The 16,073-nt window shown below is 64.5% G+C and carries 12 protein-coding genes; 11 read left to right on the forward strand and 1 reads right to left on the reverse strand.

The genetic code is table 11. The features are described 5' to 3' along the window. Positions 1-52 precede the first annotated feature (52 nt). From V7D81_RS09020 to V7D81_RS09045, 6 genes are all read left to right on the forward strand, one after another. A complete protein-coding gene (locus V7D81_RS09020; RefSeq protein WP_324315881.1) occupies positions 53-727 on the forward strand; it encodes a heme-copper oxidase subunit III family protein in 675 nt (224 codons plus the stop codon). An 8-nt stretch (positions 728-735) separates the two neighbouring features. Beyond that, complete coding sequence (locus V7D81_RS09025) at positions 736-1,110, forward strand: cytochrome C oxidase subunit IV family protein (RefSeq protein WP_324315883.1); 375 nt, start codon at positions 736-738, stop codon at positions 1,108-1,110. Beyond that, positions 1,103-1,411 (forward strand): hypothetical protein, encoded by a 309-nt coding sequence (locus tag V7D81_RS09030; protein ID WP_324315885.1) that lies wholly within the window; start codon positions 1,103-1,105, stop codon positions 1,409-1,411. Before V7D81_RS09025 ends, V7D81_RS09030 begins: the two co-directional genes overlap by 8 nt. A gap of 124 nt (positions 1,412-1,535) precedes the next feature. Continuing rightward, positions 1,536-2,543: a COX15/CtaA family protein gene (locus V7D81_RS09035; RefSeq protein ID WP_324315886.1), complete on the forward strand. Its 1,008-nt coding sequence runs from the start codon at positions 1,536-1,538 to the stop codon at positions 2,541-2,543. A gap of 7 nt (positions 2,544-2,550) precedes the next feature. Then, entirely contained in the window at positions 2,551-3,444 is an 894-nt protein-coding gene (cyoE, locus tag V7D81_RS09040) for a heme o synthase (RefSeq protein WP_324315888.1), read from the forward strand. 107 nt (positions 3,445-3,551) lie between these two features. Continuing rightward, positions 3,552-4,757 carry a VanZ family protein gene (locus V7D81_RS09045; RefSeq protein ID WP_324315889.1) on the forward strand — a complete coding sequence of 402 codons (1,206 nt, stop codon included), beginning with the start codon at positions 3,552-3,554 and terminating at the stop codon, positions 4,755-4,757. Here V7D81_RS09045 and V7D81_RS09050 read toward each other — a convergent pair. Further along, positions 4,717-5,472, reverse strand: a complete 756-nt coding sequence (locus tag V7D81_RS09050; protein WP_324315891.1) for a COG3650 family protein — start codon at positions 5,470-5,472, stop codon at positions 4,717-4,719. The two genes, V7D81_RS09045 and V7D81_RS09050, sit on opposite strands and share 41 nt — an antisense overlap. A gap of 246 nt (positions 5,473-5,718) precedes the next feature. On the opposite strand from V7D81_RS09050, the gene V7D81_RS09055 reads away from it, so the two are divergent. The 5 genes from V7D81_RS09055 to mrcB all read left to right on the forward strand — a co-directional run bounded on the left by V7D81_RS09055 (position 5,719) and on the right by mrcB (position 16,062). Further along, the gene (locus V7D81_RS09055; RefSeq protein WP_324315892.1) at positions 5,719-8,970 is read left to right on the forward strand and encodes a UvrD-helicase domain-containing protein; all 3,252 of its coding nucleotides are present in this window, start codon (positions 5,719-5,721) and stop codon (positions 8,968-8,970) included. Positions 8,971-9,097: 127 nt separating this feature from the next. Next, positions 9,098-10,486 carry a Trk system potassium transporter TrkA gene (gene trkA / locus V7D81_RS09060; protein WP_324315894.1) on the forward strand — a complete coding sequence of 463 codons (1,389 nt, stop codon included), beginning with the start codon at positions 9,098-9,100 and terminating at the stop codon, positions 10,484-10,486. Between the two features lie 112 nt (positions 10,487-10,598). Further along, a complete protein-coding gene (locus V7D81_RS09065; RefSeq protein WP_324315895.1) occupies positions 10,599-12,050 on the forward strand; it encodes a TrkH family potassium uptake protein in 1,452 nt (483 codons plus the stop codon). Positions 12,051-12,256: 206 nt separating this feature from the next. Next, on the forward strand, positions 12,257-13,594 hold the full coding sequence (gene nhaA, locus V7D81_RS09070) for a Na+/H+ antiporter NhaA (RefSeq protein WP_324315897.1): 1,338 nt from the start codon (positions 12,257-12,259) through the stop codon (positions 13,592-13,594). Between the two features lie 143 nt (positions 13,595-13,737). Continuing rightward, positions 13,738-16,062: a penicillin-binding protein 1B gene (gene mrcB, locus V7D81_RS09075; protein ID WP_324315899.1), complete on the forward strand. Its 2,325-nt coding sequence runs from the start codon at positions 13,738-13,740 to the stop codon at positions 16,060-16,062. Positions 16,063-16,073: the final 11 nt, after the last annotated feature.

Consider the following 16,073-nt stretch of genomic DNA (forward strand, 5'->3'; position numbering starts at 1 on the left):
GGATCGTCACCTTCGTGACTTTTGTGACTCGCATCCCCAATGGAGTTCAATGATGTCCGCCCATGATCCAACCATCCCCGACGGACTGAGCGGCGTTACCGCCGACTGGTCCGCCGACAAGCAGGCGTTCCCCGTGCCGTGGGGGAAGGCCATGATGTGGATCTTCCTGCTGAGCGACACCTTCGTGTTCTCGTGCTTCCTCACGGGCTACATGAATGTGCGCATGTCGACCACGGTGCCGTGGCCGAATCCGAGCGAAGTGTTCGCGCTCACCGTGGCTGGCGAGAGCATTCCGCTGCTGCTGATCGCCATCATGACCATGGTGCTGATCACGAGCAGCGGCACGATGGCGATGGCCGTGAACTTCGGCTACCGGCGCGATCGCAAACGCACCGCGCTGCTCATGTTCGCCACGGCCGCGCTCGGACTGTGTTTCGTCGGCATGCAGGCGTTCGAATGGACCAAGCTCATCGTCGATGAAGGCGTGCGGCCCTGGGCCAATCCCATGGGCGCGGCGCAGTTCGGTTCGGCGTTCTTCATGATCACGGGCTTTCACGGACTGCACGTGAGCGGCGGCGTGATCTACCTGACCGTCGTCGCGATCCGCGTGCTGAACGGCTTTTATGATCGCAAGGGCACCTACGAAACGGTTGAGGTCGCCGGCCTGTACTGGCACTTCGTCGATCTGGTGTGGGTCTTCATCTTCGCGTTCTTCTATCTCTGGTAGGAGTGCTTATGGATCACGCCGCACATGCACCCGCCGCCCACGATCAGGGCCAGCAGCATCCGATCAAGCTCTATCTGTGGATCTGGGGACTGCTGTTCGTCCTCAGCGCGTTCTCGTACATGGTCGACTACTTCCGCGTGCAGGGTTATCTGCGCTGGACGCTGATCATCATCTTCATGCTGCTGAAGGCCGGCTTCATCATCGCGATCTTCATGCACATGAAGTGGGAACGGCTCGGCCTGAAACTCGCCATCCTCATGCCGCCGCTCGCCCTGCTGGTGCTGATCGGACTCATGGCGATCGAAGGCGACTACACGTTTCTGACGCGGCTGGCGTCCTTCGGACAGGAAGCGGCGGCGCCCGCACCCGTGCACCATGACTGACGACATTCATTCGCTGATCTTCTGGGCCTGCATGCCGATCGCGATCGTCGTCTTCGCGACCATGCTGCATTCCATCGCGACATTTCATCGCGCCACGCCGGCCCGCAATGCCATCGCCGAAACACTCTGGGCGCTCGTGCCGATCTGCATCGTCGTCGCAATGGCCGCGCCCGCCGTGAAGTCGCTCGTCATGCCGACTCCTGTTCACGAGACGGCTCAGCAAACCCGCAGACCGGCCGGGCCCGAGCTGGCCGGAGAGATCCCACAGAAAGCTTTTCATGACGGCGTCATCCCGCTATAAGACTCCCCGGCCGAGTCCCGGCCGCATGCGGCTTTTCCCGACTGCGCTCCATCATGGCTTTTTCATCCCCTGCCTCGCCGCGGGCTCTGCCGGGCCCTGAACTCGTGGGGAGCTCCCCCACCTCATGACTTCCCGACTGGTTCTGTTTCGTCGCTTGGCGCTCGCCGGCGTCCTGCTTGCCCTCGTCGTGGTCGTGCTGGGCGCCTGGGTGCGTCTGAGCGCCGCCGGTCTCGGCTGCCCCGACTGGCCGGGCTGCTATGGGCATCTCACCGTGGATCAGGCGGCGCAGAACGTCGATGCGATCAATGAGGCCTTCCCGCATCGGCCGTTCGAGTATCACAAGGCCATCAAGGAAATGGTCCACCGCTACTTCGCGAGCGGCCTGGGCTTGCTGATCCTGGTGCTCGCGGGTCTTGCGATCGCCAATCGCAAGGATCCGAATCAGCCGGTCGGCCTGCCGATCGCCCTGGTCGCGCTGGTGATCTTCCAGGGCCTGCTCGGCATGTGGACCGTGACGCTGCTGCTGAAGCCGCTGATCGTGGTGTTGCACTTGTTGGGAGGCCTGGCGACGCTATCGCTGCTGGCGTGGCTCGCCATCGATCCGGAGCGTCGCACGCGGGTGAAGGAAGAGACGGGCATCCGCCGGCTGGCGTTCATCGGATTGATCGTGCTCGGCGTCCAGATCGCGCTCGGCGGCTGGACCAGCAGCAACTACGCCGCACTCGCCTGCCCCGATTTTCCGACCTGCCAGAACGTCGCCTGGCCGCACATGGACATCAAGGACGCGTTCGTCCTGTGGCGCGGCCTCGGCATCGATTACGAAGGCGGCGTGCTCGATCATCCGGCGCGCGTCGCGATCCATTTCATCCATCGCCTCGGTGCGCTCGCGACCGCACTGATCCTCGGCTGGCTCGCGATCCAGGCCTGGCGCAAGGGACGCAATACCTCGGTGAAAGTCGCCGGCGCCGTGCTCGGCGCCGTCCTGCTGATGCAACTGATCCTCGGGCCGCTCATGGTCGTGCGCGCGCTGCCGCTGTCGCTCGCGACCGCGCACAACGGTGTGGCAGCGCTGCTGCTGCTGAGCGTCGTGCGACTCAATCGACTGTTGCGACCGCTGCCCTCGCGTCTGTGAGACTGCCGTGACCGCGCCCCCAGCATCGTCGTCCGCCACCTGGCGCGACTACTACGAACTCGGCAAGCCGCGCGTGGTGATGCTGATCGTGTTCACTGCGGTCGTGGGCATGTTCCTCGCGGCGCCGGGGTTGCCGCCGGGCAGTGCGTTGCTGTTCGGGACACTCGGCATCGCGCTCGCCGCCTCATCCGCCGCCGCAATCAATCACGTGCTCGACCGGCGTTTCGATGAGCAGATGGCGCGCACGCGCAACCGTCCGCTGCCGACGGGACACGTCACCGAACGCCAAGCGCTCACCTATGCACTGATTCTCGCGGTGCTGTCGATGGCGATCCTGTGGCTGCTGGTGAATCCGCTCACCGCGGTGCTGACGTTCTGTTCGCTGATCGGTTACGCCGTGGTCTACACCGTGTGGCTGAAACATGCGACGCCGCAGAACATCGTGATCGGCGGAGCCGCCGGCGCCGCGCCGCCCGTGCTTGGCTGGACCGCGGTGACCGCCCATGTCGATCCGTATTCGCTGCTGCTGTTCCTGATCATCTTCACCTGGACCCCGCCGCATTTCTGGGCACTCGCCATCGCGCGGCGCGATGAATATGCAAAGGCCGGCATTCCCATGCTGCCCGTCGCGTACAGCATCGACTTCACGCGCCTGCACATCCTGCTCTACACCATCCTGCTGGTGATCGTGACCCTGCTGCCGTATCTCACCGGCATGAGCGGACTCATCTATCTCGCCGCCGCGCTCATCCTCGGCGGTTTCTTTCTGTATCGCGCCACGCAGCTCAAGCGCGACGTCGATGCGCGCCTGCCGATGCAGACGTTCAGCTTCTCGATCACCTATCTGGCGCTGCTGTTCGCGGCTTTGTTGCTGGATCACTACGTCCGCATCCGGGTGTAAGAGGGGAAATGGCCGCAAAAAGGCGCAAAGGACGCAGATAAAGAGGACGCTCCGTCTCCTTTTTGTCTGCGACTTTTGCGCCTTTTTGCGGCTATTCTCCTCGGGTCGTGCCCACCCGCAGCCGCAGTTTCGTTCCCTGGCTACTGATCGCCGTCGTCGCGCTGATCGCGTACGGCTCGCTCTATCCGTTCAACCTGAAACCGGATGCGTTCGATCGCAGCGTGATCGATGCGCTGCGCGAACTGTCATGGGCGCGCGCCGGTCGCGGCGATCGCATCGCGAACGTCCTGTTGTACCTGCCGCTGGGGTTCTGTCTGTTCCTGTGGCTGTCCTCCCGCGTGCGACGCAGTGCGGCCATCGTCGTAACGGTCGCGCTCGGTTCGCTGCTGTCGTGCGCGATCGAGGTGGCGCAGGTCTACATCTCGAGTCGCGTGCCGAGCCTCACCGATCTCACGCTCAACGCGCTCGGCACCCTGATCGGCGCTACCGCCGGCATGGTGTGGGACAAGATGGGCGGCCTGATGCATCTGCCGCGACGGGCGGAGAAGCCGCATCGCGATCCCGCCTCTGCGCTGTTGATCGCGACGTGGCTGCTGTGGCGGCTCGCGCCGTTCGTGCCGCATTTCGATCTGGGCAAGCTGAAGGCGGCGCTGCAGCCGCTGTTCCGGCCGCAGATCGATCTGTCCAGCACGCTGATCTGGCTGACCTGCTGGCTGGTGATTTCGCAGGCGCTCGCTACGCTCGTCAGTCGCACGCACACGCTGGAAGCGCTGCTGATCATGATCGCGGCGGTGCTGGTCGGGCGTCTGGTGGTCGCCAATCAGACGTTCGTCGCATCGGAACTGGTGGCGCTGGTCGCACTCGTGCCGATCGTCGTGCTGATGTATCGCATGACACCGGGGCCGAAACGTCTGTTGTTGCTCGCGGCCATGCTCGCGGTCTTCACGTTCGAACGCCTGACGCCGTTCGCGTTCACCGGTCCGGCGCCGGCCTTCGATTTCTGGCCGTTTCTGGGCTGGGCTGCAGCGGGTTTTCCGCTCGACCTGGGCGAACTGTTCGGCACGGTGTTTCTGTTCGCCGCGCTGCTGTGGATCCTGCGCTATGCGGGCACCTCGTTCCGGCTGGCGGCGGGCATCATGCTGGCGCTGGTGTGCGCCACCGAATTCCTGCAGCTGTGGCTGCCGGAACGCGGCGGTTCGATCACCGATCCGGCGATTGCACTCGTCGTGGTGCTGGCGTTTCGCTACACGCAGCGGCGGCAGCGCCGCATGTTCACGGGGCGTCCTGTGTCCCGACGCGAGCACAACCTTTGACTTCCCGGCCGTCGAGCACGGCGCGCGCCGCAAAGGCGAAATACTCTCCCGACATCGAATCGCGACAGGCCTGCGCTTCGATCTGCAGTTCGAGTTTGTGCCGGGCATCGCTGGCGCGATAGCCGACCGTGCCTTCGGCATCTTCCGCCTGCAGTTCGCCGAGCGTGATCTCCTTCGGATCGTCGGGTTGCTTCCAGACCATGCCGGTCTGCGTGACCTCGACCGCCCAGAACGGCTCGTTGCCGCGCGCCGACACCACGTTGTCGGGAACAGGCCGTTCGCAACCGCGGCTCTCAGCCGTCGACGCTGCGTACAGCAACTGTTCCAGCATGAAGGCGCCAGCCTGTCCCTTCGCGGCGGGCACATCGTCCGGCACCGGGCCGCGCTCGCCGTAGGTTTCGACGTACAGCGAGGTGGTGTCTTCGGTCAGCAGCTGTGTCAGCGCGCCTTCGCCATCGATCAGCCACAAGTCAGTCGGATCGTCGCAGCCGCGAAAGGTCGCATGGTCGCCTTCGCCCGTGACGATGCCGCGCTTGATCGCCAGGCTGGATTCCGCCGGCGCCTCTTCGACCGGTCCCGACGACAGTTCGGAAGTCGGTGCCGGAGTGGCCGGCGGTGGTGTCGCGGAAACGGGTGGTTCGCTCGGCCGGCCACATCCGGCCAGCAAGACAAATCCCGCGATCGACAGACCCACGAGGATGCGACACCGAAACATTGCGAGCTCTCCCCAGGCGCAACTGAATGTGTCCACCGGCCGTCGCCGATGGCGGCGCCAGAATAACGCGCAGCACCGCGCTGCCGCCAATGCGGCGCGATTGCATGAGGCAGTACCCGACTCGTGATTGACCCGTCGGGCGGGCTACAATCGCCGCCCTCCGGACGCCCACTCCATCTGCGTGCAATGAATCCTCCGATCGACTGTCGCCGCCTGTTTTCCCGGTTCGTACCGCGCGTTTAGAGCATGGACGTTTCCCACATTCTGTCCGGTTTGAACGACGAGCAGCGCGCCGCGGTGACGGCACCGCTGGCGCCGACGCTCGTGCTCGCCGGCGCCGGCAGCGGCAAGACGCGCGTGCTGACACACCGGGTCGCGTGGCTGGTGCAGGTCGAACACGTCTCGCCGCACGGCATCCTCGCCGTCACGTTCACCAACAAGGCCGCGGGCGAGATGCGCAACCGCATCGAATCGCTGCTGGACGTGCCGAGTGCGCCGCTGTGGATCGGCACCTTTCACGGCATCGCTCATCGCCTGCTGCGTCTGCACTGGCGCGAGACGAACCTGCCGCAGGCGTTCCAGATCATCGATTCCGAAGACCAGCTGCGCGCCATCCGCCGCATCGTCAAGGCACAGAACCTCGACGAGGCGCGCTGGGTGCCGAAAGAGATCATGTGGTTCATCAACGCACGCAAGGACGAAGGACTGCGCGCGAAGGACATCAAGGACGAAGGCGATCCGAACCGCCGCCAGTTCATCAAGCTCTACGAGTTGTACCAGGAACAGTGCGATCGCAGCGGCAGCGTCGACTTCGCCGAGCTGTTGCTGCGCGCCTATGAATTGCTGCGCGATCGACCCGATGTGTTGCAGCACTATCGCAACCGCTTCCGTCACGTGCTGGTCGACGAGTTCCAGGACACGAACACCATTCAATACGACTGGCTGAAGCTGCTGGTGGGGCCGAGCGGCGTGCCGTTTGCTGTCGGCGATGACGATCAATGCCTCGCGGCCGGCACGCAGATCACGATGGGCGATGGGTCAGTGAAGTCCATCGAACAACTCGTCGCTGGCGATACGGTCCGATCGGCGTACGGCAGCGGTGACTTTCGACCTGCGCCTATCACCGAGACGTTCTGCCGGCAGCGCACCGGTCGCCTCCTCAAATTGCATCTGAGATCCGGACGGGTGCTCAGGAGTACTCCGGAACACACGCATTTCGCCGGCTACCTGCACGGCGAGACGCCGCAGACGAACTTCCTGTACCTGATGCACAAGGAAGGCGTCGGCTATCGCCTGGGAACGTCGCAGACCTACACCAACGGCCAGGTCAGGCGCGTCGTCGGATTCAAGCAGCGCGCCATCCAGGAGCACGCGGATGCCGCCTGGATCATTCGCACGCATGGCAATGAAAACGATGCGCGGCTCGATGAGATCGTGACATCGCTGCGCTACGGACTGCCGACGTTGCCGTTCACGCCGCGCAAGGGCAAGAAAACCGTCAACGGGCTGGTCCACGATCCGCGCTACATCGGCGAAGTCTTCGCATCGCTCGATACCGTCGCTGCGGCCGAGCGGTTGCTGGAGGACGTGGGCCTCGATCCGGACCGGCCGCATCACGTGCCGCGCGGTCGCAATTCGAAGCGCCGCAATATCGTGATCACGCTGTGCGGCGACCGACGCGGCACGAACCCCATGCATTGCATCAGCCTGATCGGCACCAGCCCGAAAGATCGCGGCATTCTGGAAGCCCTGGGCCTGAGTGTGCGCGCGGCCAAGAAGGACGGTCCCAGCTGGCGCTTCGAAACCGTGCGCCGCGACTTTGCCGATCTCATGACCATTGCCCGGCGCATTCGCGAGCAACTGGATGACGCGCGTTACGTGTTGCAGGGAAGGATACTGAACCGCTCGCTGCCCTTCGTCACGGCGGGCAGCATCCGCTGCGGCATGGTGGTGGCCACGGAGGCAGGCGAGTTCGACGTCGTCGAACGGATCGAACATGAAGCGTTCACCGGGACGGTTCATGACCTGAACGTCGCACACACCCACAACTTCATGGCGAACGGCATCGTCACCCACAATTCGATCTATCGCTGGCGCGGCGCCAAGGTCGAGAACCTGCATCAGTACCGGCGCGATTTCCCCGGCGTGCAGATGTTCCGACTCGAACAGAATTACCGCTCGACGGGCAGCATTCTCGAAGCCGCCAACGCGCTCATCAGCAACAACACGGGCCGGCTGGGCAAGAACCTGTGGACCAGCGGCGAGCGCGGCGATCCGGTGCGGCTGTATTCAGCATTCAACGAGCGCGACGAGGCCGACTTCGTCGTCAACCGCGTGCGCGACTGGGTATTGAAGGGCGGACGGCGTTCCGAATGCGCCATCCTGTATCGCTCCAACGCACAGTCGCGAACGTTCGAAGAGGCGCTGCTCTCGGCGCGCATTCCGTACCGCGTGTACGGAGGCCTGCGGTTCTTCGAACGCGCCGAAATCAAGGACGCGCTCGCCTACCTGCGACTCATCTTCAATCGCGCCGACGATGCTTCGTTCGAGCGCATCGTGAACCTGCCGACGCGCGGCATCGGCAACAAGACGCTCGACACGGTGCGCAACTACGCACGTGCCAATGCCTGTTCGATGTGGCAGGCCGCCGGCGCCTGCGTCGGCGAACTCGGCAGTCGCCTCGGCCAGAACCTGCATGCCTTCCTGCAGCTGATCGAACAGCTCGATCGCGACACCCGCAACCTGTCGTTGCACGAGCAGGTCGATCACATCATCAATGCCAGCGGACTCGTCGCCCACTACAAGCAGGACAAGGGCGATCGCGGCGAGGCGAAGGTCGAGAACCTGGAAGAACTCGTCACCGCCGCGCGCGGCTACGAACCCGACGAAGCGACACAGATGTCCGCGCTGGCGAATTTTCTCGCGCACGCGGTGCTGGAATCCGGCGAAGATCAGGCCGACGAATGGGAAGACGGCGTGCAGATGATGACGCTGCACTCGGCGAAGGGCCTGGAATTTCCGGTCGTGTTCCTGAGCGGCATGGAAGACGGCCTGTTCCCGAGTCAGCGTTCCATCGGCGACGTCGGCGGCCTCGAAGAAGAACGACGTCTGTGCTACGTCGGCACGACGCGTGCGATGAAGCACCTGTATCTGACTTACGCGGAGCAACGCCGCCTGCATGGCACCGACACGTACGGCACGCCGTCGCGCTTCATCAAGGAAATTCCGCCGGAGCTGATCGAGGAAATCCGTCCGCGCATCCAGGTATCGCGACCGCTCTATACGCCGCGTCCCAGCAGCGGCAGCGGCCGTCTCCAGGAAGAAGCACCGGCCACCGGCATCCGCCTCGGCCAGCGCGTGCGTCACGGCAAGTTCGGCGAAGGCGTCATCCTCGACATCGAAGGCCAGGGCAGCCACGCGCGCGTGCAGGTCAACTTCGAACGCCAGGGTCCGCCGAAGTGGCTGATGCTGGCGTATGCGAACCTGGAGCCGGTATGAGAAAAAGGGGCAACAGGCGACAGGCGACAGGCGACAGGCGGAATGGTAAACCGGGACGCTCATTTTCTTTTCCGACTGTTGCCTGTCGCCTGTCGCCCGTAGCCCTCTTCATCATGGCGCCGCCGCGATGAAGATCATCATCCTCGGTGCCGGCCAGGTCGGCCGTACTGCCGCCACGCATCTGGCGCGCGAAGAGGCCAACGAAGTCACGGTCGTCGACACCAACGACGAACTGCTGCGCGATTTGCAGGATCGACTCGACATCCGCACGCTGTCCGGCAACGGCGCGTATCCCGGTACGCTGGAGGCTGCAGGCGCGAAAGATGCCGATGTATTCGTCGCGCTGACCAACAGCGACGAAGTGAACATGGTGGCCTGCCAGATCGTGCGCACGCTGTTCAATCGCGACGCCACGCGCATCGCGCGCATCCGTTCCAGCGACTACACACGGCACTCGGAGCTGTTCGAGGACGAGGATCGTGCCTTCGCCGTCGACGTCACCATCAGTCCGGAACAGCTCGTCACCGACCATGTCGTGCGACTGATCCAGTTTCCCGGTGCATTCCAGGTGCTCGACTTCGCCGATGGCCGCGTGCGGCTGGTCGGCGTTAAGGCGTTGAAGGGCGGGGCGCTCGTCGGCCAGCAGCTGAAACAGCTGCAGACGCACATCCCGGGTCGCGATGCGCGTGTTGCCGCCATCTATCGCGACGGCCGCAGCATCAAGCCCGAGGGCGATACCGTCGTCGAGCACGGCGACGAAGTCTTCTTCATCGCCGCGCGCGAAGACATCCGTCTCGTCATGAACGAAATGCAGCGCCTGGAAGATCCGGTGCGCCGCGTCGTCATTGCCGGCGGCGGCAACATCGGCTTCCGCCTGGCGCAGGTGCTGGAAGCCGAACACCAGGTGAAGCTCATCGAGCGCGACCAGCGTCGCGCGCGGCGCATTTCCGAACAGCTCAGCAATACCATCGTGCTGAACGGCGACGCCGCCGACGAGGATCTGCTGCTGGAAGAGAACATCGACAGCGCCGATGTCTTCGTCGCCGTGACGAATGCGGAAGAAGCCAACATCCTCTCGGCGATGCTGGCGAAGCGCCTCGGCTGTCACAAGGTGATGGCGCTGATCAATCGCCCGGCCTACGCCGAACTGGTGGAAAGCGGCACGATCGACGTCGCGCTCTCACCGCAACAGGTGACGATCGGTTCGCTGCTCGCGCACGTGCGACGCGGCGATGTCGTGCGCGTGCATTCCTTGCGGCGCGGCGCCGCCGAAGCCATCGAAGCCGTCGCCCACGGCACGCAGGGCGAAGGCCGCGTCATCGGCCGGCGCATCGAAGACATCCCGCTGCCCGACGGCACCACCATCGGCGCCATCGTGCGCGGCGACGAAGTGCTGATCGCGCACCACGACACCATGATCCATCGCGACGATCACGTGATCATGTTCCTGACGGACCGGAGACACATCGAGGCGGTGGAACGGCTGTTCGATGTGCCGAAGAGGGCGGGGAGATGAGGGAGGGGCGACAGGCGACAGGCGACAGGCGACAGGCTGAAGCGGCACGCGACACCGCACTGTTCCTTGTCCAATCTCGCCTGTCGCCTGTCGCCCGTCGCCTGTCGCCTCCATGAACTTCCTCGTCGTCCAGCGAATCCTCGGTCTGCTGCTGATGCTGTTCAGCCTGACCATGCTGCCGCCGATCGGGGTGTCGCTGCACTTCAATGACGGCAACTGGCAGCCGTTCTTCGATGCGTTTGTCGCATTGCTGGTGGTCGGGTTCATCGCATGGTGGCCGGTGCGCAGGAAGGTGCGCGAACTGCGATTGCGCGACGGCTTTCTCGTCGTGGCGCTGTTCTGGGTCGTGCTCGGCATTGCAGGCTCGGTGCCCTTGTATCTGTCGGCCGAACTCGGACTGACGCTCACTGATGCAGTCTTTGAAGCCATGTCGGGTTTCACGACGACGGGCGCGATCATTTTTCCGTCGCTCGACAACCTGCCGGAGTCGGTCCTGTACTACCGCAGCCAGGTCGAATGGCTGGGCGGCATCGGTATCGTCGTGCTCGCTGTCGCACTGCTGCCCATGCTGGGCGTCGGCGGCATGCAGTTGCTGCGCGCGGAAACGCCGGGACCGGTGAAGGACTCGAAGCTGACACCGCGCATCACCGAGACGGCGAAGGCGCTGTGGATCATCTATCTCGGCATCACGGTCGCCTGCGCGCTGGCGTACTGGGCCGCCGGCATGCGGCCCTTCGACGCCGTGGCGCATGCGTTCACGACGGTCTCGACCGGCGGCAATTCGACGCACGATGCCAGCATCGCGTACTTCGACAATGCCGTGATCGAAGGCATCTGCGTCATTTTCATGTTCATCGGCGGCATCAACTTCTCGCTGCACTTCCTGGCGTGGCGGCATCGTCGCCTGAGCGACTACTTTCGCGATCCGGAATTCGGCGCCTTCATCCGCATCCTCGGCGTGAGCATCGCGCTGTACACGCTGGTGCTGTGGATCACGCGCTTCGCGCACGAACCCGGCGAGGCCTTCCGGCTCGCGCTGTTCCATGCGGTATCCATGCAGACGACGTCGGGCTTCGTCACCGACGACTTCACGCACTGGCCGGGCGCGCTGCCGGTGATCATCGTGCTGTCGGCGTTCATCGGCGGTTGCGCCGGATCGACGTCGGGCGGCATGAAGATCGTGCGCTGGCTGCTGATCCTCAAGCAGGGTCAGCGCGAAGTGAACCAGCTCGTGCATCCGAGCGCGGAGCTGCCGGTGAAGCTCGGCCGCAAGCCGATGGACATGCGCGTCATCGACGCGGTGTGGGGCTTCTTCGCCGTCTACGTGATCGCGTTCGGCATTCTGATGATCGCACTGCTCGCGACCGGCGAAGATCAGGTCACCGCGTTCTCGGCCATCGCCGCCTGCATGACCAATACCGGCACCGGCCTCGGCGAAGTGGCACGCAATTTCACGAGCCTCACCGACGGCGGCAAATGGATCTGCGTGCTCGCCATGCTGCTGGGCCGTCTCGAAGTGTTTCCGCTGCTGGTGCTGATCTCGCCGACGTTCTGGCGGCGGTGATGCGCTTCCTGTAGGTCAGGCTTGTAGGTCAGGCTTTAGCCTGACTCCTAAGATGGCCGGCTGAAGCCGGCCCCACAGGATGAGAGAAGAACTCGGCTGTTGCCCGACCCACAGGCCTGCGTGTCTAATGCCCGCGGGTGTCGACGTCGCGTCCCGCGACGAGACAGGTAAGGATTGGTCGGGCCGCCAATCGCGGTGGCATTTCCATGAACCGACACCCGGCGCCGACCGTCGCGCTATCCGACAAAGTTTCCGCTGCACTGGACCGCTTCCTGCACATCGAGGCCCTCAGCGGCATCGTGCTGCTCGCAGCCGCGTGTGTGGCACTCGGCTGGGCGAATTCTCCCTGGGCCGCGTCCTACGAACATTTCTGGCATATGCCGCTGACGTTCGGCGCCGGGCCGTGGCTGATTTCGCAGCCGCTGCATTTCTGGATCAACGATGGCCTCATGGCCATCTTCTTTCTGGTGGTGGGATTGGAGATCCGCCGCGAGATGCACGAAGGCGCGCTGGCGAATCTGCCGCAGGCCACGCTGCCGGTTGCGGCGGCGCTCGGTGGTGTACTGGTGCCTGCGCTGATCTTCCTTGCGCTCAACGCCGATCCGGCCGCGCGGCAGGGCTGGGCGGTACCGACGGCCACCGATATCGCCTTCGCCCTCGGCGTGCTGGCGTTGCTCGGCAAACGCATTCCCTCGACGGTGCGTGTGCTGCTGCTGGCCATTGCGATCATCGACGACATCGCGGCCATTGCGATCATTGCGCTGTTCTATTCCAGCGGCATCGAGCCCGCGGGCTTTGCCGTGGTCGCCGCGGGCGTGCTGCTGGTCTGGCTGTGGCATCGGCTCGGCATTCGCTCGGCGCTCGCCTATCTGCCGCCGGCCCTCGTGGTCTGGTGCGGTCTGTTGTACGCGGGATTGCATCCGACACTGGCGGGCGTCGTACTCGGACTGCTGACGCCGGTGCGTCCACTGCAGGGCCGGGAAAACCCGTTGACACGCGCAAGCCGCGCGCTGAATGAATTCCGGGCGCGCAACGATCGGCGCAGCCAGGACGCGCACGAACTCATGCATCCGCTGAAGGAACTGCAGCGGGCGCAGCTCGAAATGTTGCCGCCGGTGGTGCGCGTGCAGGCGGTGCTGCATCCGTGGGTGGCTTACGGTGTGATGCCGCTGTTCGCGCTCGCCAATGCCGGCGTGAATCTGAGCGGCCTCGGGATCGATGCAGCCGAGCAGTCCACCAGCCTGACGGTGATCGCGGGCATCACCCTGGGCCTGGTGCTGGGCAAACCGCTGGGCATCCTGCTCGTGAGCATGACGATGGTGAAACTCGGACTCTGCCGGCTGCCGCAAGGCCTGACCTGGCGCGGCGTGTTGACCGCCGGCTGTCTCGCAGGCATCGGCTTCACCATGTCGATCTTCATAGCGACGCTGGCCTTCGGCGATCCGGCGCTGCTGTCGGCAGCGAAGCTGTCGGTGCTGCTCGCATCGACGTATGCGGCCGTCATCGGGCTGATCGTCGGCGCTGTCTGCTTTCGACGACCCTGAAGCGCACAGGAAACTTGTCAGGGCATGGCGCTCTAACCAGAATTCGCCACCGCTTTGCCAGAATCGCCCGGCACAGTTCGGCCCGACAGGACCGGGAACCTTTTGCACCGGAAGCCGCTTGGCTTTCCACCGTCATCCGCCTCATGCCCAAACAGAACAAACTGCGTTCCGCGTTCAGGAAATTCCGCCGCCAGATCCTCGTCGGCGGTGCGCTGGTCGTGGGCGTGTGCCTGATTGCGCTGCTGGTGTGGATCGTCTATCTCGATCGCATCGTCACGCAGCAATTCGAAGGACGTCGCTGGACCTTGCCGGCGCAGGTCTATGCGGAAGCGACCGAGCTGTATGTCGGCCAGAATTTCGGCGCCGATGCGATGGAACAGGAACTGCGCCGCCTCGGCTATCACCGCGTCGATGCGCCGAAGGATTCGGGCAGCTATCGGCGTCGCGGCGCGCGCATCGATTTCGTCAGCCGGCGTTTCCAGTTTTCGGATGCCGTGCAGGAAGCGCAGGCGCTCACGATCACGACCGATGCGAACTCCATCGTCTCGCTCACCAGCGGCGGCGAGGACGTGCCGATCTTCCGGCTCGATCCGCTGCTCATCGGCAGCATCTTTCCGATCCATGGCGAAGACCGCGTCGTGGTCACGCCGGAAGAAGTGCCGCCGATGCTGCCGGCAGCGCTCAAGGTCGTCGAGGACCGCAAGTTCGATACGCATCATGGCGTGAACGTCGGCGCGATCATTCGCGCCGCGTGGATCAACGTGCGTGCCGGGCAGATCGAGCAGGGCGGTTCAACGCTGACCCAGCAGCTCGTGAAGAGCTACTTCCTCGACAATCGCCGCACCTTCGGCCGCAAGATCGAAGAGGCGATGATGGCGATGCTGCTCGAAGTCCACTTCGAGAAGCAGGACCTGCTCAACGCCTACATCAACGAAATCTATCTCGGCCAGGACGGGCGCCGCGCCATTCACGGCTTCGGCCTCGCGAGCCAGTTCTATTTCGGCAAGCCGCTCGCCGAACTGCAGTTGCCCGAGGTGGCGCTGCTGGTCGCCGTCGTGCGCGGACCGTCGTACTACGATCCGCGCCGTCATCCCGAGCGTGCCAAGACGCGTCGCGACCTGGTGCTCAAGCTCATGGCCGAACACAAGGTCATCGAGGAGAAGGCGGCGACCCAGGCCATGCAGCGACCGCTCGGCGTCGTGCGCGCCGGCACGCAGGCGGGCAGCTATTACCCGGCCTTCCTGGATCTGGTGCGCCGCACGCTGCGTCGCGACTATCGCGAAGAGGATCTGACCGAAGCCGGCCTGCGCATTTTCTCGACCCTGAATCCGCTGGTGCAGACCCGCGCCGAGACCACGCTGGCGCAGGAACTGGATCGACTCGAAAAGGCGCGCAAGAAAAAGAAGCCCGAACCGCTGGAAGGCGTGGTCGTCGTCACCTCGCCCTCGAGCGGTGAAGTGATCGCGATGGTCGGCGGCCGTCAGGCGACGTTCGAAGGCTTCAACCGCGCACTCGATGCCAAGCGCTCGATCGGCTCGCTGGTGAAACCGGTGATCTATCTCGCCGCGATGGAGACCGATCGTTTCACGTCCGCCTCGATCGTCGAGGACGGACCGGTCGAAGTGAAGCTCGCGAACGGCAAGACCTGGCAGCCGCAGAATTATTCGCAGGAGTTCTACGGCCCCGTGCCGCTGGTGCGCGCGCTGGCGCAGTCGATGAATCTCGCCACCGTGCGGCTCGGTCTCGATGTCGGACTGCCGAAGGTAACGAAGGAGTTCAAGGTGCTCGGACTCGAGAACGAACCGCCGGAACTGCCGTCGGTGCTGCTCGGCGCGCTCGATGTGTCGCCGCTCGAAGTCGCGCAGCTCTACAACGCCTTCGCGAGCGGCGGCTTCAACACACCGCTGCGCGCGGTGCGTGCGGTGCTCGATGCCGAGGGCACGCCACTCAAATCGTTTGCGCTCGAAGTGACGCAGGTCGCTTCGCCACAGGCGGTGTATGAAGTGAATCAGATGATGGTGCAGGTGATGGAGCGCGGCACCGGCGCCGCGGCGCGCGCGAATCTGCCGTCGGGGCTCGTCGTCGCCGGCAAGAGCGGCACGTCATCGGACTATCGCGACAGCTGGTTCGCCGGCTTCTCCGGCAGTCATCTCGCGGTGGTCTGGATCGGTTACGACGACAACACGCCGACGGGTCTCACCGGATCGTCGGGCTCGCTCGCCGTATGGTCGAAGCTGATGGGCTCGATTCCGACCACGCCGCTCAGCATGCCCCTGCCGGAAGGCCTGCAGGAAACGTCGATCGACTATCTCACCGGATACGCCGCGCAATCGGGCTGCGTCCAGGAAGCCGTCATCGTTGCGGTGCCGCAAGGAACGCCACTGCCCGTCGATCCGAACTGCGCCTCGGGCACGCTCGGCGAGATCGGTGCGCGGGCGCGGGCCTGGTGGCAGGGCATCGTCAATTGACGAACTGGCGG

Source organism: Povalibacter sp. (assembly GCF_036735925.1).
Taxonomy (GTDB): Bacteria; Pseudomonadota; Gammaproteobacteria; order Steroidobacterales; family Steroidobacteraceae; genus Steroidobacter.

Excerpts from the sequence above, each read along its gene's own strand:
- V7D81_RS09020 (WP_324315881.1), top strand. The coding sequence starts at position 53 with ATGTCCGCCCATGATCCAACCATCCCCGACGGACTGAGCGGCGTTACC.
- V7D81_RS09025 (WP_324315883.1), top strand. The coding sequence starts at position 736 with ATGGATCACGCCGCACATGCACCCGCCGCCCACGATCAGGGCCAGCAG.
- V7D81_RS09030 (WP_324315885.1), top strand. The coding sequence starts at position 1,103 with ATGACTGACGACATTCATTCGCTGATCTTCTGGGCCTGCATGCCGATC.
- V7D81_RS09035 (WP_324315886.1), top strand. The coding sequence starts at position 1,536 with ATGACTTCCCGACTGGTTCTGTTTCGTCGCTTGGCGCTCGCCGGCGTC.
- V7D81_RS09050 (WP_324315891.1), bottom strand. The coding sequence starts at position 5,472 with ATGTTTCGGTGTCGCATCCTCGTGGGTCTGTCGATCGCGGGATTTGTC.
- V7D81_RS09055 (WP_324315892.1), top strand. The coding sequence starts at position 5,719 with ATGGACGTTTCCCACATTCTGTCCGGTTTGAACGACGAGCAGCGCGCC.
- trkA (WP_324315894.1), top strand. The coding sequence starts at position 9,098 with ATGAAGATCATCATCCTCGGTGCCGGCCAGGTCGGCCGTACTGCCGCC.
- V7D81_RS09065 (WP_324315895.1), top strand. The coding sequence starts at position 10,599 with ATGAACTTCCTCGTCGTCCAGCGAATCCTCGGTCTGCTGCTGATGCTG.
- nhaA (WP_324315897.1), top strand. The coding sequence starts at position 12,257 with ATGAACCGACACCCGGCGCCGACCGTCGCGCTATCCGACAAAGTTTCC.
- mrcB (WP_324315899.1), top strand. The coding sequence starts at position 13,738 with ATGCCCAAACAGAACAAACTGCGTTCCGCGTTCAGGAAATTCCGCCGC.